Source organism: Pseudarthrobacter sp. MDT1-40-2 (assembly GCF_059383595.1).
Genome location: NZ_JBWZCL010000003.1, coordinates 125,702 through 143,535, shown reverse-complemented (window position 1 = coordinate 143,535; position 17,834 = coordinate 125,702). Strand labels below are relative to the sequence as shown.

Here is a 17,834-nt window from a genome sequence, read left to right as displayed (position 1 = left end):
ACTAGGGCTCCTAGAGCCTGTTAACGTCGATCACCCGGACCACCGCGGTGCCCGCCTCATCCGATGCCGCCAGGTCCACTTCCGCGGAAATACCCCAGTCGTGATTCCCGGCCGGGTCCTCGAAAATCTGCCGCACCTTCCACAGGCCCGGCTCTTCCGTGATGATCAGCAGGCCCGGCCCGCGCGCATCGGGGCCGGTGCCGATGTCGTCGTGTTCATCGAAGTAGTCGTCCAGGGCGTCCTCCCAGCGCCCGGCATCCCAGCCGGATCCGCCGTCGAGCTCTCCCAGGGCCGCTGCGTCCTCGTCCGCGAAAAGCTCCACCCGGCGGAACATCTCGTTGCGGACCATCACGCGGAACGCCCGCGTGTTCGACGTCAGCGACGGCGGGGGCGGCGGCGGTGCGTCATGGGGTGTGGGTGCCGCGCCGGAGGTCAACTCCTCCCATTCGTCAAGCAGGCTGGAGTCCACCTGGCGGACCAGCTCGCCCAGCCAGGCAATGAGGTCTTCCAGGTCTTCGCGCAGCATGTCCTGCGGCACGGTCTGGCGGAGGGCCTTGAAGCAGTCCGCAAGGTACCGGAGCACTATGCCCTCCGAACGGGCCAGGCTGTAGAACTGGACGAACTCGCCGAAGTTCATGGCGCGCTGGTACATATCGCGCACAATCGACTTCGGGGCCAGTTCAAAGTCGCCAATCCACGGAGCGGCGCGGCGGTAGACCTCAAACGCTTCGCCCAGCATTTCCGCAAGCGGCTGGGGGTAGCTGACTTCGTCCAGGAGAGCCATTCGCTGGTCGTACTCGATGCCTTCGGACTTCATCGCGGCCACTGCCTCGCCGCGGGCCTTCTTGAGCTGGGCGGACAGGATCTGGCGCGGTTTCTCCAGCGTGGACTCGATCACGGACACCACGTCCAACGCATACGACGGCGACTCCGGATCCAGGAGCTCGAGGGCGGCAAGAGCGAAGGGCGAGAGGGGTTGGTTCAAGGCGAAGTTAGCCTGCAGGTGGACGGTGAGCCGGACTGTCCGCCCGTCCGGTCCCTGCTGTTCAGGCGGTATACGCTCAACGACCTCAGCGGCCAGCAGCTCACGGTAAATGCCCAGCGCCTTTTTCATGAGCCGCAGCTGCGCAGGCCGCGACTCGTGGTTCTCAGTCAGCAGCCGCCGGGCGGCCGTGAAGGGATCGCCGGGACGTTCCATCAGGTTCATCAACATGGAATGGGTCACGGTAAAACTGGACGTCAAGGGATCTGGCACCGACTCGACCAGCCTCTTGAAGGTAGGTTCACCCCATGAGACGAAACCCTCTGGCGGTTTCTTTTTGACTACCTGGCGGAGTTTTTTCTGGTCGTCACCAAACTTGGCCGTGGCCTTCGCCATCGCTTTGACGTTCTCGATCACGTGCTCGGGGGCCTGCACCACCACGGTTCCGGCGGTGTCGTAACCGGCGCGGCCGGCCCGTCCGGCAATCTGGTGGAACTCACGGGAGTTCAGCAGCCGGGTGCGTACGCCGTCGTACTTGCTCAGGGCGGTGAGCAGGACGGTACGGATGGGAACGTTGATGCCGACGCCCAGCGTGTCCGTTCCGCAGATGACCTTCAGCAGTCCGGCTTGTGCCAGCTGCTCCACCAGCCTGCGGTACTTGGGCAGCATGCCGGCATGGTGCACGCCGATTCCGTGCCGCACCAGGCGGTTGAGCGTCTTGCCGAAACCGGCCGCGAAGCGGAAGTTGGCGATCAGCTCGGCGATCCTGTCCTTCTCCTCGCGTGTACAGACGTTAATGCTCATCAGGGTCTGTGCACGGTCGATGGCTTCGATCTGGCTGAAGTGCACCACGTAGACAGGGACCTGCCGGGTACTCAGCAGCTCTTCAAGCGTTTCGTGGACGGGAGTCTGCTGGTAGTAATAATGCAGTGGAATGGGACGCTCCACCGAGCTGACGGTGCTGCTGGGCCGCCCGGTCAGTTCGGTAAGGCCCTTCTCAAACCTGCTGACATCGCCGAGCGTAGCGGACATCAGGAGGAACTGGGCCTGGGGGAGTTCCAGCAGCGGCACCTGCCATGCCCAGCCCCGCTGCGGATCCGAATAAAAGTGGAACTCGTCCATGATGACGGCGCCGAGTTCCGCTGCAGCTCCTTCACGCAGCGCGATGTTGGCCAGAATCTCTGCCGTGCAGCAGATGATCGGCGCGTCCTGGTTCACCCCGGAGTCCCCCGTGATCATGCCCACGTTGGAGGCCCCGAAGATTTCACACAGGGCAAAGAACTTCTCCGAGACGAGCGCCTTGATGGGTGCCGTGTAGTAGCTGCGCTGGCCCCGTGCCAAGGCCTGGAAATGCGCGGCGATCGCCACGAGAGACTTTCCGGATCCGGTGGGCGTGGCCAGGATGACGTTCGCTCCGGTGGCCAGTTCCATGATTGCTTCATCCTGGGCCGGGTACAGGTCGATGCCCCGTGACAACGTCCAGTCCAAAAAGCTGGAGTAAAGCACATCGGGGTCAGCAGCGGCTGCGGAAGGGAGCTGGTCAACAAGATTCATTGATTTCCAGCTTAGTGCCCCTGTTGGTACAGCACGGCGGGCCGACAGCGGGTTAAGCTCCGGGTAGCGATTAATTACCCGAGGCCAAGGAGCAGGCAGTGAAATGGGATCCCACAAAGTACGTTCAGTTCGGCGACCACCGGAACCGGCCGTTCTTCGATCTCACTGCGCGGATCCACGCCACCGATCCCAGCAAGGTAGTAGACCTCGGCTGCGGGCCGGGCAACCTCACGGCCACCCTTGCCCAGCGCTGGACTTCAGCCCGGGTGGTGGGCCTGGACTCCTCACCCGAGATGCTTGCCCAGGCGGCACATCACGCCGGCGCAAACCCCCGGTTGGCCTTTGAACTGGCCGACGCCGGCACGTGGCTGCCGGATCAGGAAACTGACGTAGTGGTTACCAACGCTGCGCTTCAGTGGGTACCCGGCCACACGGTCCTGCTGCCTAAATGGCTGGAAGCCTTGCGGCCGGGAGGGTGGTTCGCCATGCAGGTCCCGGGAAACTTCGGTGCTCCCTCACACGTGCTGATGCGTGAACTCGCTGCCTCGCAGCGGTGGGCCGCTACGCTCCAGGACGTGCTCCGGCATGACGACGTTGTGGCCGAACCTGCCGAATACCTTGAAATCATGCTCGACGCCGGGTGCTCGGCCGATGTCTGGGAAACCAGCTACCAGCAGGTCCTGACGGGGGAGAGCCCTGTCCTCGAGTGGGTTCGGGGCACGGCCCTGCGCCCGGTGCTGGCCGCGCTGACGCCCGAGGAGGGAACGGAGTTTGAACATGAGTATGCCCGGCTTGTAGCTGAGGCTTATCCGCCCACGGTGCACGGGACGGTCTTCCCGTTCCGCCGGATCTTTGCCGTCGCCCGGAAAGCCGGCTGAGCTGTGACTGGCGTCAGTCCGTTCCCGGGGACCTGGCTGCCGAATACGGGCAGCAGCGTCCCGCTTTTCGAGCAGTTGCGGCTGCGGATCATTCAGCTTGCCGACGACGGCACCCTGCCGGCCGGGGCAAAGCTGCCCGCCGTCCGCAGCCTTGCCACTCAACTTGGCGTCGCGCCCCATACAGTGGCGAGGGCGTACAAGGAACTGGAACTGGCCGGGGTAGTGGCAACCCAAGGGCGCAATGGGACCCTGATCACTGCCCGTGACAGCCGCCGGGTGGCTTTGGTTGAGGCTGCGGCGCGGTACGCGGCGACTGCACGGGAGCAGGGGGTCTCCTTCGCGGAAGCAGTCCAGTTGCTTGCGGCGGCCTACGACGCCGGCTAGCGGCGGGTGTGATCCAGTCAATAGAAATTCGAAGAAGTTTTCGATTAGCATTAGTTCGTGCCTAAAGCCGTAGCTGAAGAAACAGCAGTCGAAGCCATGCCCGCCAACGGGTCCACCCTGAATGCAGCCTCCCATCGCCCGGACCTCACGCGTTTGGTGGTTAAGGGTGCCCGCGAGCATAACCTTCGCAATGTGGACCTGGACCTGCCGCGGGACGCAATGATCGTCTTCACGGGCTTGTCAGGTTCCGGAAAGTCGTCGCTGGCGTTCGACACCATCTTTGCCGAAGGCCAGCGCCGCTACGTCGAGTCGCTGTCCGCCTACGCCCGGCAGTTCCTGGGCCAGGTGGACAAGCCGGACGTCGACTTCATCGAAGGCCTTTCGCCGGCGGTCTCCATCGACCAGAAGTCCACCAGCAAGAACCCCCGTTCCACGGTGGGCACCATTACGGAGATTTACGACTACCTGCGCCTGCTCTGGGCCCGCGTGGGCCGTCCGCACTGCCCTGTCTGCGGGGAGCCGGTCACCAAGCAGACGCCGCAGCAGATCGTGGACCAGCTCCTTGAACTGGAGGAGGGCACCCGCTTCCAGATTCTGGCCCCCGTTGTCCGCGGCCGGAAGGGCGAGTTCGTTGACCTGTTCAAGGAACTGACCGCAAAGGGCTATTCACGTGCCAGGGTGGACGGCGAACTGGTCCAGCTCAGCGAACCGCCCAAGCTGGGCAAGCAGTACAAGCACACCATCGAGGTAGTAGTGGACCGGCTGGTGGTCAAGGAGGGGATCAGCCAGCGGCTGACCGACTCGGTGGAGACTGCGCTGGGCCTGGCCGAGGGGCGCGTCCTGGCCGAGTTTGTTGACGTCGACGCAAAGGATCCTGCCCGGCTCCGTGCTTTCTCCGAGCACCTGGCCTGCCCCAACGAACACCCGCTGGCCATTGATGAAATTGAGCCACGGTCCTTCTCCTTCAACAACCCGTTCGGCGCCTGCGCTGTCTGCAGCGGCATCGGCACCCGCCTGGAGGTGGATGAGGAACTCATCATCCCAAACCCGGAGCTCTCACTGGCCGAAGGGGCCATTGCGCCCTGGTCCCTGGGCACTGCCACCACCGAGTACTGGAACAGGCTGCTGGAGGGCCTGGCCTCGGAGCTCGGCTTCTCCATGAAAACCCCCTGGGAAAAGCTGGGCGAGGACATCCGCCAGACGGTGCTGCACGGCAAGGACCACAAAGTCGTCGTCCAGTACAAGAACCGCTTCGGTCGTGAACGCAAGTACAGCACCGGCTTTGAAGGCGCCATCCAGTATGTGCATCGCAAGCACGGTGAAACCGATTCGGAATGGGCCCGCGACCGGTACGAGGAATACATGCGCCAGATTCCGTGCCCGGCCTGCAATGGTGCCCGGCTGAATCCGGCTTCGTTGTCCGTCCTGATCAACGGCAAATCGATTGCCCACGTGGCCGCGCTGCCGCTGCGCCAGTGCGCGGAGTTCCTTAACGAGCTGGTGCTTACCGGTCGCGAAGCCCAGATTGCGCACCAGGTTCTGAAGGAGATCCAGGCCCGGCTGACCTTCCTGCTGGACGTGGGCCTTGAATACCTGAACCTGGAACGCCCGGCCGGTACCCTGTCCGGCGGAGAAGCCCAGCGGATCCGCCTGGCAACCCAGATCGGTTCGGGCCTGGTGGGTGTGCTGTATGTCCTGGACGAGCCCTCCATCGGCCTGCACCAGCGGGATAACCGCCGGCTGATTGACACCCTGACCCGCCTGCGGGACCTCGGCAACACCCTCATTGTGGTCGAACACGATGAAGACACCATCCAGGCATCGGACTGGGTGGTGGACATCGGGCCCGGAGCGGGCGAGCACGGCGGCAAGGTGGTTCACTCCGGAACCTACAAGGAACTCCTGGCAAACGAGGAGTCGATGACCGGCGACTATCTCTCAGGCCGCCGAAAGATCGAGGTTCCCGCCAAGCGGCGCAAGTACGACAAAAAACGCGAACTGAAGGTAGTTGGGGCCCGCGAGAACAACCTGCTGAATGTTGAGGCGTCCTTCCCGCTCGGCCTTTTCACTGCGGTAACGGGTGTCAGCGGCTCTGGTAAATCCACCTTGGTTAACGAGATCCTCTACAAAGTCCTGGCCAATAAGCTCAATGGTGCCAAGCAGGTGGCGGGACGGCACAAAACCGTCCAGGGCCTGGAGCACCTGGACAAGGTAGTGCACGTGGACCAAAGCCCCATCGGGCGCACGCCGCGGTCCAACCCGGCCACTTACACAGGCGTTTTTGACAATATCCGGAAGCTCTTCGCGGAGACCACGGAAGCCAAGGTCCGCGGGTACCTGCCCGGCCGCTTCTCGTTCAACGTTAAGGGCGGCCGTTGCGAGGCGTGCTCGGGCGACGGCACGCTCAAGATCGAAATGAACTTCCTGCCTGACGTCTACGTGCCCTGCGAGGTCTGCCACGGTGCCCGGTACAACAGGGAAACCCTTGAGGTCCACTACAAGGGAAAAACCATCGCCGATGTGCTGAACATGCCTATCGAGGAAGGCGCGGAATTCTTTGCCGCCTTCTCACCCATTGCCCGGCACCTGAACACGCTGGTGGACGTCGGTCTGGGCTACGTGCGCCTGGGCCAGCCTGCCACGACGTTGTCCGGCGGGGAGGCCCAGCGCGTCAAGCTCGCGGCGGAACTGCAGAAACGGTCCAACGGCCGCAGCGTGTACGTCCTGGATGAACCCACAACGGGACTGCATTTCGAGGACATCCGAAAGCTCCTGATGGTTCTGCAAGGCCTGGTGGACAAAGGCAACACAGTCATTACCATCGAGCACAATTTGGACGTTATTAAGAGTGCTGACTGGATCGTGGACCTCGGTCCTGACGGTGGGTCCGGTGGTGGCCGCGTTGTGGCAACCGGTACGCCGGAACAGCTGGCCAAGTCAACAGAGAGCCATACTGCCGCCTTTTTGGCAGAACTGCTGCACTGAGGACCGCATCCCGGGGGGGAAATATTCCTTTTGCGGAATGCGAGTTTCCGGCACGAGTGCTCTCATGAGAAACTAAGCCGGTGACTTCCTCAACAGTGCCCGTGATTTTTGACCTAGACGGCACTCTTGTCGATCCAGCGGGAGGAATCCAGGACGGAATCGCCAGTGCACTTGTTGCTGTGGGCCTACCCGTGCCCGCACCGGCTGCCCTTCAGTCGATGATCGGGCCGAAGCTTAGTGACGCCCTCCTGAACATTGCCGGAGTTCCAGCTCACCTGCTGGACCAAACCATAGCGCTCTACCGCGCGTACTACCGCTCAACCGGTATCGGGCAGGGAGCCGTCTACCCGGGCGTCAGGGAACTGCTGGAAAGCCTGCTGGCTGCCGGGCACCCCCTGGCCGTCGCAACCCAAAAGCCGCAGGCCCTCGCTCATGTCGTCCTGGAATACCACGGGCTGAGCCGCTACTTCAGCTGTATCCATGGTTCCGCTGACGACGAGACGTTGACTGGCGTCCATCTGGGCAAGAAGGAGATTATCGGCAGCGCGCTGGCGAGTCTTTCGACTACAGAAGCTGTCATGGTGGGGGACCGGGCGCAGGACGTCGCGGGGGCACTGGCCAACGGGATTGGCTGCATTGGCGTCCGTTGGGGTTTCGCGGCCCTTGGGGAGCTTGAGGCCGCGGGCGCTGTTGTCACCGTGGACCTGCCATCCGAAGTGCTCCCCGCCGTTGCCAGCCTCACCGGCCCCGCTGCGATTGCCGTTCAGAAGGAGACCAATGGCGCTGTTTGATGCAATCCGCTGGACCACGCGGGGGTTGATTTCCACAACCTGCCGGCCTACCGTCGTCGGCCTGGAGAACGTGCCCAAGGACGGGCCGTTCATCGTGGCACCCAACCACCTTTCCTTCCTGGACAGCGTCATTGTGCAGGCCCTGATGCCGCGTCCGGTGGCATTCTTTGCCAAAGCCGAATACTTCACCACCAGTGGCGTCAAAGGCCGCGTGATGAAGTCCTTCTTCGAGGGCGTCGGTTCCATTCCGGTTGAGCGCGGCGAGCAGGCCGCCAGCGTCCAGGCGCTGAGGTCACTCCTGGACATCCTGGAGGCAGGCAAAGGGATTGGCATTTACCCGGAAGGCACACGGTCCAGGGACGGTATCCTCTACCGCGGCCGGACCGGCGTGGGCTGGCTCGCCCTGACCACGGGCGCCCCCGTCATTCCGGTTGGCCTGATTGGCACGGAGAACCTGCAGCCCGCGGGCCAGAACTCTGTCAAACCCCAGCACTTCCTGATGAAAGTCGGAGAGCCGCTCTATTTCGACAAGACGGGTCCTGATCACTCGCTGCCGGCGCGCCGCGCGGTTACGGACACGATCATGGACTCGATCGCCGAGCTGACTGGCCAGGAACGGTCCACCAGCTATAACCAGAACAAGACGATTGACTGACCGGTCCGGCGCACCGGCATGCCCTCAGTAGACTGGAACCGTGGCAGACCCAGCTAGTTACCGCCCCCAGCCGGGCGAGATACCAACCAACCCCGGGGTCTACCGGTTCCGTGATGCCCAGGGACGGGTCATCTACGTCGGTAAGGCCAAGAACCTCCGTTCCCGGCTGAACAGCTACTTTGCCAACCCTGCCGGCCTGTTGGCCAAGACGCACGCGATGGTGCACGCGGCGAGCAGCGTCGAATGGACTGTGGTGGGCAGCGAGCTTGAGTCCCTGCAGCTTGAGTTTACGTGGATCAAGGAATTCAAGCCACGGTTCAACGTGGTGTTCCGGGACGACAAGACCTACCCCTACCTTGCGCTGACCATGGGTGAGAAATTCCCGCGTGTCCAGGTCATGCGCGGTGACCGCCGCAAGGGCACCCGGTACTTCGGTCCCTACACCGCCGGGGCCATCCGGGAAACGATGGACACGCTCCTGCGGGTTTTCCCTGTCCGGAGCTGCAGCGCCGGTGTATTCCGTCGGGCAGAAGCCAGTGGCAGGCCCTGCCTCCTGGGCTACATCGACAAATGTGCCGCGCCGTGCGTGGGACGGATCTCCCCGGAAGACCACCGTGCACTGGCAGAGGATTTCTGCGCTTTCATGGGCGGTGAGGCCACGCGCTTCATTTCGCGGCTGGAAAAAGACATGGCTGCCGCGGTGGCTGAACTCGATTATGAACGGGCAGCCCGGATCCGCGATGACATCAGCGCCCTGCGCAAGGTTTTTGAACGCAACGCAGTGGTGCTTGCCGAGGATACCGACGCCGACATCTTCGCCCTGCACGAGGACGATCTCGAGGCGGCCGTCCAGGTGTTCCATGTCCGTGGCGGACGCGTGCGCGGACAGCGCGGCTGGGTGGTGGAAAAGGTTGAGGACTCCACGACGCCGGACCTCGTGGAACATCTGCTGCAGCAGGTCTATGGCGAGGACGACGGGAAGCATGGCAGGCTGCCGCGGGAGGTGCTGGTGCCGGTGATGCCCAGCAACAGCGCCGAGCTGGCCGTCTGGCTCGGTGGCCTGCGGGGCGCCAGGGTGGACGTGCGTGTGCCGCAGCGGGGCGACAAGGCTGCCCTGCTCGGCACTGTGCGTGATAATGCCGAGCACGCCCTCAAGCTTCACAAAACCCGCCGCGCCGGCGACCTTACGGTCCGCTCGCAGGCGCTTCAGGAGTTGCAGGAGGCGCTGGACCTGCCGGTAGCCCTGCTTCGGATCGAATGCTTCGATATTTCCCATGTTCAGGGAACCAACGTTGTGGCCTCGATGGTGGTAGTGGAGGATGGCCTGCCCAAAAAGTCCGACTACCGGAAGTTCTCAGTCACCGGGCCTGCTGCTGCGGACGATACTGCGGCGATGCACGATGTGCTGACGCGCCGCTTCCGGCATTACCTGCAGGACCAAAGCGATAAACAGGATGCCCTCGATGCCTCCGTTGAATCAGCCGGCAAGACCGATGGCGCAGGTGCTGTCCTTGACTCGACCACCCCTGCGCCGCGGGCGAAGTTTGCCTATCCGCCGAACCTGGTAGTGGTCGACGGCGGAAAGCCCCAGGTTAATGCCGCGGCACGGGCGTTGGCTGAACTGGGAATTGACGACGTCTATGTAGTGGGCCTTGCCAAGCGGCTCGAGGAAGTATGGCTGCCGGACAGCGACTTCCCGGTGATCCTGCCGAGGAGCTCCCAGGGCCTGTACTTGTTGCAGCGCATCCGGGATGAAGCCCACCGTTTCGCCATCTCATTCCACCGACAGAAGCGCGGCAAGGCCATGACCGTTTCAGTCCTTGATGGCGTACCGGGCCTTGGCACTTCCAAACGGAAGGCCCTGCTGGAGCATTTTGGTTCTGTCAAGGCCATCAAGGCAGCGCCGGTGGAAGAGCTGACCCGGGTCCGGGGCATTGGCCCTTCGCTGGCGGCTGCCATCGCCGGTCATCTTTCGGGTGACCAGGTGGAACCGGCTCCCGCCGTCAACATGACCACCGGCGAAATCATTGAATCTTAGCTAGGGTAAGGAACGGGTCAGGCGCAGCTCGCGCCCGGGCTTGTTGGTATCGCAGAGACATCGCAAAGACATCGCAAAGACATTGCAGAGACGGAGCACGATTCATGGCAGAGACGACGGCGGATTCCGGGACTGGGCACAACGGCCTCAGGCCGGTCAAGCCCCTCGAATCCGAACTGCTCGTGGTCACGGGAATGTCCGGGGCCGGCCGCAGCACCGCCGCCGATGCCCTGGAGGACCATGGCTGGTATGTAGTCGAAAACCTGCCGCCACAGATGCTCGGAACCCTGGCAGGGCTGGTTTCGCATGCGCCGCAGTCCATTCCCAGGCTGGCTGTGGTGATGGATGTCCGCAGCAAGGGCCTCTTCGCGGATATCCGGGCCTCCCTCGGCGCCCTGGAAGCCAGTGGGGTGAAGTTCAGGGTATTGTTCCTCGATGCCAAGGACGACGTCCTCGTGCGCCGGTTCGAACAGGGCCGGCGCCCCCATCCGCTCCAGGGCGGAGGGCGGATCCTGGATGGCATTGCCACCGAACGTGAAGTACTGAAGGAGTTGAAGGACTCGTCCGACCTGGTGTTGGACACCTCGACCCTCAATGTTCACGGGCTCGCGACCGCCATTACGGAGCTCTTCAGCGACTCTGGACCGGTGGCACTGCGGCTAAACGTGATGAGCTTCGGTTTCAAGTACGGCCTGCCGGTGGACGCCAACTACGTCGCTGATGTCAGGTTCATCCCCAACCCGCACTGGGTGCCCCAGCTTCGCCCGCACACCGGTCTCGACAAGCCTGTCAGCGATTACGTCCTGGAAGCCGAGGGCGTCGCCGAGTTCGTGGACCGCTACGTCCTGGCGTTGGAACCGGTGTTGGACGGCTACCGGCGTGAGAACAAGCATTACGCGACGATCGCCGTCGGCTGTACCGGCGGAAAGCACCGCTCGGTGGCGGTCGCCGCTGAACTTTCGAAACGGCTGGCGCAGTTTCCGCGCGTCACGGTAACCACCACTCATCGGGACCTGGGCAGGGAATAATGGGAATGCTGACCGGGCCGCTGCCGCTCATTCCGCCTGCCAAGTCCTCCGCGAACCAACAGTCCAAAGGCCCTACCGTAGTTGCCCTCGGCGGCGGACACGGGCTGTCGGCCTCTCTGTCGGCCCTGCGGCTGCTGACGTCGGAGCTGACTGCGATTGTGACGGTGGCAGACGACGGCGGATCGTCGGGTCGCCTGCGCGAGGAATACGGTGTCCTGCCTCCTGGTGATCTTCGCATGGCGCTGTCCGCTTTGTGCGACGACACCGACTGGGGCCGTACCTGGCGCGATGTCATGCAGCACAGGTTCCGCCCTGCGAACGGAAAACCGGGCGCCCTGGATGAGCACGCCATGGGGAATCTCCTCATTGTGACTCTCTGGGAATTGCTGGGCGACGCCGTCGACGGCCTCAAATGGGCCGGCGCCCTTCTGGGTGCCCGAGGCCAGGTGCTGCCCATGTCCACTGTTCCGCTGACCATCGAAGGCGATGTCAGAGTGACAGCCCCGGACGGAGAATGGGCCCTGCAGACTATCAGCGGGCAGGCGCGGTGTGCTGTGGCGGGTTCGCTGGAACGGGTCCGGCTGCTGCCGGAAGCCGCGCCGGCCTGCGTCGAGGCACTGACGGCAATTGAGTTGGCTGACTGGGTGGTGCTCGGACCTGGCTCCTGGTACACCTCGGTCCTGCCGCACCTGCTGCTGCCGGAAATGCGCCAGGCGCTCTGTGACACACCTGCCAAGCGCTGTCTGACCATGAACCTGGCTACCGACACCAAGGAAACCAGCGGGATGACTGCCGCTGATCACCTGTACGCCCTGCGGGATTACGCACCCGGCTTCAGTGTCGACGTCGTCCTTGCAGATCCGGCCTCGGTTTCGGACAGGGCGGAATTCGAGAAGGCGGCAGGAATGATCGGTGCCGAGGTGGTCTTGGGTAGAGTTGGGGCCGCGGGACGGCGGCCTGTCCATGATCCCTTGCGGCTCGCCGCGGCGTACCACGATATTTTCGGGAACAGTTAGGAAGAGGTGCCATGGCACTGACATCATCGGTTAAGGAAGAGCTTTCCCGGCTGGACATCAAGAAGTCCTCAGTCCGTAAAGCCGAGGTATCGGCCATGCTTCGGTTTGCCGGAGGACTGCACATTATTTCCGGCAGGATCGTGATTGAAGCGGAAGTCGATCTGGCTTCCACGGCCCGCAGGCTTCGGGCTGCCATCGCTGAAGTCTATGGACACCAGAGCGAAATCATCGTGGTCTCGGGTGGCGGCCTCCGGCGCGGCAACCGCTATGTGGTGCGTGTAGTCCGTGACGGTGAAGCCCTGGCACGACAGACCGGCCTGCTGGACGGCAGGGGACGTCCTGTCCGGGGGCTGCCATCCGCCGTCGTCAACGGTTCTGCCGCCGACGCCGAAGCCGTCTGGCGTGGCGCCTTCCTCGCCCATGGTTCGCTTACCGAGCCCGGACGTTCGTCCGCCATGGAGGTGACCTGCCCCGGCCCTGAATCGGCGCTGGCGCTTGTCGGTGCAGCCCGGCGCCTTGGCATCCAGGCGAAGGCCCGCGAGGTCAGGGGCGTGGACCGTGTTGTGATCCGCGACGGCGACACCATAGCCGAACTCCTGACCCGGATGGGTGCCCATGACGCCCTGATGGTCTGGGAAGAACGCCGGATGCGCAAAGAAGTGCGCGCTACAGCAAACCGGCTCGCCAACTTTGACGACGCCAACCTTCGCCGCTCCGCACAGGCCGCAGTTGCCGCAGGGGCCAGAGTGGAGCGCGCGTTGGAGATCCTCGGTGATGATGTTCCGGATCACCTGAAGTATGCGGGCGAACTGCGGGTAGCGCACAAGCAGGCCAGCCTCGATGAACTCGGCCGTTTGGCCGAACCGATGATGACCAAAGACGCCATTGCCGGAAGGATCCGCCGCTTGCTGGCCATGGCGGACAAACGCGCACTTGACCTGGGCATACCCGGGACGGACGCCAATGTGACACCGGAAATGCTGGACGACTAGCCGGCGTCCTAGAATCAAGAGCAGGCGGCGGAAATACCTGCCGGACCCCGGTGGTTATGCCGCACAGGGCCTGTGACCGCCCCTATATTTCCGGATGCACCGCCATCCGGATGCACAATCCGAGAGTTACCAACCGGACAACTGTCCACGACATTGGAGGATTTTGTGACCGAATACGTTCTGCCTGAACTCAGCTACGACTACGCAGCGCTGGAGCCGCACATCTCTGCGCGCATCATGGAACTGCACCACAGCAAGCACCACGCAGCTTACGTCGCGGGCGCCAACAACGCACTGGCCCAGCTGGCCGATGCCCGTGAAAAGGGCGACTTCGCCAACATCAACCGCCTCTCGAAGGACCTCGCCTTCCACACCGGCGGACACGTCAACCACTCGGTCTTCTGGAACAACCTTTCTCCGGACGGGGGCGACAAGCCCGAGGGTGAGCTTGCTGCTGCCATCGAGGACGCTTTCGGTTCCTTCGATGCTTTCCGTGCACAGTTCAGCGCTGCTGCGCTTGCTCTGCAGGGATCCGGCTGGGCCTTCCTGGCCTACGAGCCCATCGGCGGCAACCTGGTCATCGAGCAGCTTTATGACCAGCAGGGCAACGTCGCTTTGGGCACCACGCCGCTGCTGATGCTGGACATGTGGGAGCACGCCTTCTACCTGGATTACGTCAACGTCAAGGCTGACTACGTCAAGGCGTTCTGGAACATCGTCAACTGGGCCGACGTCGCCAAGCGCTTCGAGGGCGCACGCACGAACGCCAGCGGCCTGATTACGGTTTCTTAGTCTTTTCCGCGTCATCTGGTTGTAACAAAGGTCACATTCACGCCGAATCTGACCGGGATCCGGACTCTCCGCCCCCGCAGTTGCGGGGGCGGAGGTTCTTAAACGTAAGATAGATCACGGAAGGCGGTTAGCCTTCAGCAATGTGGCTGGTCGCCCTCCGAAATTGAAATCATCTCTGCCCAATGGCGTGCGGGATCTGTTAGTTGGCTTTGAACGCCCGACTCAACTAGGTGTGCTTGCAAGAGCACCAAGGAGACTGAAAAAGTGACGACCCGTATTGGTATTAATGGCTTCGGCCGCATCGGCCGCAATTACTTCCGCGCAGCACTCGCGCAGGGTGCAGACCTTGAGATCGTAGCTGTCAACGACCTCACCAGCCCGGAGGCACTCGCCCACCTCTTCAAGTACGACTCCGTAGGCGGCCGCCTCAAGGAATCCATCGAGGTCAAGGACGGCAATATCATCGTTGACGGCCGCACCATCAAGGTTCTGGCCGAGCGCGATCCAGCGAAGCTGCCCTGGGGTGAACTCGGGGTGGACATCGTAATCGAGTCCACCGGGTTCTTCACCAAGGCCGCCGACGCCCAGAAGCACATCGATGCCGGCGCCAAAAAGGTGCTGATCTCCGCACCGGCCTCTGACGAAGACATCACGATCGTGATGGGTGTCAATGAGGGTCTTTACGATTCCGACGCCCACAACATCATCTCGAACGCGTCATGCACCACCAACTGCCTGGGACCACTGGCCAAGGTCATCAACGACTCCTTCGGGATCGAGCGTGGCCTGATGACAACCATCCACGCCTACACCGCGGACCAGAACCTGCAGGACGGCCCGCACAAGGATCTTCGCCGGGCCCGGGCAGCAGCAATCAACATGGTGCCCACCTCCACCGGTGCGGCAAAGGCCATCGGGCTGGTCCTACCGGAACTCAAGGGCAAGCTGGACGGCTATGCCATCCGGGTTCCGGTCCCCACGGGTTCCGCCACTGACCTGACCGTCACGGTCTCGCGCGAAACCACGGTGGAGGAAGTCAACGCAGCCCTCAAGGCAGCCTCGGAGTCCGAGGAGCTCATGGGCTTCCTGACTTATACCGAAGAGCCCATTGTTTCGTCCGATATCGTAGGCGATCCCGCTTCGTCGATCTTTGACGCCGGCCTGACCAAGGTCATCGGCAACCAGGTCAAGGTCGTTTCCTGGTATGACAACGAATGGGGCTACTCCAACCGTCTGGTCGACCTGACAGAGCTTGTTGCTTCCAAGCTGGGTTAGGGTTGGTCCATGACCTTTCACACCCTCAACGAACTGATCGCTGAAGGTGTCCGCGGGCGGTACATTCTGGTTCGAAGCGACCTGAATGTGCCGCTCGACGGCTCTACCGTCACTGACGACGGCCGCATCCGCGCCTCGCTGCCAGTGCTGGAAAAGCTAACGGACGCCGGTGCGCGCGTACTGGTAACTGCCCACCTCGGCCGCCCCAAGGGCGCCCCGGAGGACAAGTATTCCCTCAAACCGGCTGCCGCCCGCCTGGCCGAGCTTGCCGGCTTTCCGGTAACCCTTGCCGCGGACACGGTCGGACCCTCCGCCAAAGAGCGTGCGGCATCCCTCAAGGACGGCGAAGCGCTGGTCCTGGAGAACGTTCGCTTCGATCCACGCGAAACCAGCAAGGACGACGCCGAACGCGGCGCCTTGGCAGATGAACTGGTGGGCCTGACCGCCGGTAACGGTGCCTTCGTGGACGATGCCTTCGGTGCAGTGCACCGTAAGCATGCAAGCGTTTACGACGTCGCCACCCGGCTTCCGTCCTTCCAGGGCGATCTGGTGCACACGGAAGTCGAGGTACTGCGCAAGCTGACCACCGACACCCAGCGCCCGTACGTCGTGGTCCTTGGTGGTTCGAAGGTGTCCGACAAGCTCGCGGTCATCGACAACCTCCTGGGCAAGGCAGACACCGTCCTGGTAGGTGGCGGCATGCTCTTCACCTTCCTGGCTGCCCAAGGCCACAAGGTTGCTTCGAGCCTGCTGGAAGCAGACCAGATTCCGGTAGTGCAGGACTACCTCAAGCGTGCTGCTGAAGCCGGAACCGAATTCGTGGTTCCGACTGACGTAGTAGTTGCCGAAAAGTTCGCGGCTGATGCCGGGCACCAGACAGTCAGTGCCGAAGCGATAGAGGAAAGCAGCTTTGGCGCCAGCGGCATGGGTCTGGACATCGGCCCCGAATCAGCCGCGGAATTTGCTGACCGGATCAAGGCAGCAAAGACCGTCTTCTGGAACGGCCCCATGGGTGTGTTCGAGTTCGAAGCATTTGCCGATGGCACCCGTGCCGTGGCCAAGGCCCTGACGGAATCGGAGGCTTTCACTGTGGTGGGCGGTGGCGACTCCGCCGCAGCAGTCCGGACCCTGGGCTTCGCAGATGACCAGTTCGGCCACATTTCCACGGGTGGCGGCGCAAGCCTGGAATACCTCGAGGGCAAGGAACTGCCAGGACTGAGCGTCCTGGACCGCTAGCCAAGGGAGGCCGGTAGATACAGCAATAAGTGTTGCGGTGCCTGCCGGCCTCTTCATTTCACACACTTTTGGAGAACATGTGACGACGTCAACCAACGGCGCCTTTGATCGTAAGCCGCTCATTGCGGGCAACTGGAAGATGAACATGGACCACGTCCAGGGCATCACCCTCCTGCAGAAGCTGGCCTGGACCCTCAGCGACGCCAAACACGACTACAGCCGGGTGGAAGTGGCGGTGTTCCCGCCGTTTACTGACCTTCGCGGAGTGCAAACCCTGGTCCAGGGCGACGAACTGGACATTGAATACGGCGGCCAGGACCTTTCCCAGTTTGATTCGGGAGCCTATACAGGCGACATATCCGGTCAGTTCCTGGCGAAGCTGGGGTGCACGTACGTACTGGTGGGCCATAGCGAACGGCGGACTATCCACAACGAGTCTGACCAGATGCTCAACGCCAAGGTCAAGGCCGCTTACACTCATGGCCTGGCGCCGGTCCTCTGCGTTGGCGAGGGGCTTGAAGTCCGCCAGGCGGGCACCCACGTGGAGCACACCCTCGGTCAGCTGCGTGCCGACGTCGAAGGCCTTTCCGCCGAACAGGCGGGAAGCCTCGTGGTGGCTTATGAACCCGTTTGGGCCATTGGCACCGGTGAAGTCGCAGGTCCGGATGACGCCCAGGAAATGTGCGCCGCCATCCGCGCTGAACTGGTCAAACTTTTCGGCGGGGAAGTCGCTGCCAAGGTCAGGCTTCTTTATGGCGGCTCGGTCAAGGCCAGCAACGTTGCCGCAATCCTCAACGAACGCGATGTAGACGGCGTGTTGGTCGGTGGTGCAAGCCTGGACCCTGCTGAGTTTGCTAATATTGTCAGGTTCGAGAGCCACCTCACCGCTGGTTAATCAGCCGGCTCCCGTCATCCCAACTTTGGAAAGGCCGTCGTGGACGTTCTTCATGTCATCCTGCAGATTATCCTGGGCGTTACCAGCCTTCTGCTGACCCTCTTGATCCTGCTCCATAAGGGACGCGGCGGGGGCCTCTCTGACATGTTCGGCGGAGGCATGAGCTCCGGCCTGAGTTCTTCCGGCGTGGCTGAGCGGAACCTGAACCGATTTACCGTCATTCTGGGAGTCACCTGGGGCGTGGTGATCATCGCTCTTGGGCTGGTCATGAAGTTCGCCGGGGCCGGCGACTCCTGACCTTGCTCCGGGAACTTCAGGAAAACACGGTGCGAC

15 protein-coding genes are annotated in these 17,834 nt (G+C 62.8%); 14 read left to right on the top strand and 1 reads right to left on the bottom strand.

What is annotated here, in order from left to right:
- Positions 1-10 precede the first annotated feature (10 nt).
- Positions 11-2,536, bottom strand: a complete 2,526-nt coding sequence (locus AC50X5_RS11335; protein WP_494976209.1) for a DEAD/DEAH box helicase — start codon at positions 2,534-2,536, stop codon at positions 11-13.
- 98 nt (positions 2,537-2,634) lie between these two features.
- On the opposite strand from AC50X5_RS11335, the gene AC50X5_RS11330 reads away from it, so the two are divergent.
- From AC50X5_RS11330 to secG, 14 genes are all read left to right on the top strand, one after another.
- The gene (locus AC50X5_RS11330; protein WP_494976208.1) at positions 2,635-3,414 is read left to right on the top strand and encodes a trans-aconitate 2-methyltransferase; all 780 of its coding nucleotides are present in this window, start codon (positions 2,635-2,637) and stop codon (positions 3,412-3,414) included.
- 3 nt (positions 3,415-3,417) lie between these two features.
- Complete coding sequence (locus AC50X5_RS11325; protein WP_494976207.1) at positions 3,418-3,798, top strand: GntR family transcriptional regulator; 381 nt, start codon at positions 3,418-3,420, stop codon at positions 3,796-3,798.
- Positions 3,799-3,855: 57 nt separating this feature from the next.
- Entirely contained in the window at positions 3,856-6,783 is a 2,928-nt protein-coding gene (uvrA, locus tag AC50X5_RS11320) for an excinuclease ABC subunit UvrA (protein WP_494976206.1), read from the top strand.
- 80 nt (positions 6,784-6,863) lie between these two features.
- The gene (locus AC50X5_RS11315) at positions 6,864-7,574 is read left to right on the top strand and encodes an HAD hydrolase-like protein (RefSeq protein WP_494976205.1); all 711 of its coding nucleotides are present in this window, start codon (positions 6,864-6,866) and stop codon (positions 7,572-7,574) included.
- Positions 7,561-8,229 carry a lysophospholipid acyltransferase family protein gene (locus AC50X5_RS11310; RefSeq protein WP_494976204.1) on the top strand — a complete coding sequence of 223 codons (669 nt, stop codon included), beginning with the start codon at positions 7,561-7,563 and terminating at the stop codon, positions 8,227-8,229. The genes AC50X5_RS11315 and AC50X5_RS11310 overlap by 14 nt, the downstream gene beginning before the upstream one ends.
- Before the next feature lie 40 nt (positions 8,230-8,269).
- Positions 8,270-10,267, top strand: coding sequence for an excinuclease ABC subunit UvrC (gene uvrC / locus AC50X5_RS11305; protein WP_494976203.1), 1,998 nt, complete (start codon positions 8,270-8,272; stop codon positions 10,265-10,267).
- A 104-nt stretch (positions 10,268-10,371) separates the two neighbouring features.
- Complete coding sequence (gene rapZ / locus AC50X5_RS11300) at positions 10,372-11,295, top strand: RNase adapter RapZ (RefSeq protein ID WP_494976202.1); 924 nt, start codon at positions 10,372-10,374, stop codon at positions 11,293-11,295.
- Positions 11,295-12,311 carry a gluconeogenesis factor YvcK family protein gene (locus AC50X5_RS11295; protein WP_494976201.1) on the top strand — a complete coding sequence of 339 codons (1,017 nt, stop codon included), beginning with the start codon at positions 11,295-11,297 and terminating at the stop codon, positions 12,309-12,311. Before rapZ ends, AC50X5_RS11295 begins: the two co-directional genes overlap by 1 nt.
- A gap of 11 nt (positions 12,312-12,322) precedes the next feature.
- Positions 12,323-13,303 carry a DNA-binding protein WhiA gene (gene whiA / locus AC50X5_RS11290; RefSeq protein WP_494976200.1) on the top strand — a complete coding sequence of 327 codons (981 nt, stop codon included), beginning with the start codon at positions 12,323-12,325 and terminating at the stop codon, positions 13,301-13,303.
- A 165-nt stretch (positions 13,304-13,468) separates the two neighbouring features.
- Entirely contained in the window at positions 13,469-14,095 is a 627-nt protein-coding gene (locus tag AC50X5_RS11285; RefSeq protein WP_494976199.1) for a superoxide dismutase, read from the top strand.
- 264 nt (positions 14,096-14,359) lie between these two features.
- Positions 14,360-15,370, top strand: a complete 1,011-nt coding sequence (gene gap / locus AC50X5_RS11280) for a type I glyceraldehyde-3-phosphate dehydrogenase (protein WP_494976198.1) — start codon at positions 14,360-14,362, stop codon at positions 15,368-15,370.
- 9 nt (positions 15,371-15,379) lie between these two features.
- Positions 15,380-16,606 (top strand): phosphoglycerate kinase, encoded by a 1,227-nt coding sequence (locus AC50X5_RS11275; RefSeq protein ID WP_494976197.1) that lies wholly within the window; start codon positions 15,380-15,382, stop codon positions 16,604-16,606.
- A 79-nt stretch (positions 16,607-16,685) separates the two neighbouring features.
- Entirely contained in the window at positions 16,686-17,501 is an 816-nt protein-coding gene (gene tpiA, locus AC50X5_RS11270) for a triose-phosphate isomerase (protein WP_494976196.1), read from the top strand.
- A gap of 39 nt (positions 17,502-17,540) precedes the next feature.
- Complete coding sequence (gene secG / locus AC50X5_RS11265; RefSeq protein WP_494976195.1) at positions 17,541-17,798, top strand: preprotein translocase subunit SecG; 258 nt, start codon at positions 17,541-17,543, stop codon at positions 17,796-17,798.
- Positions 17,799-17,834 lie beyond the last annotated feature (36 nt).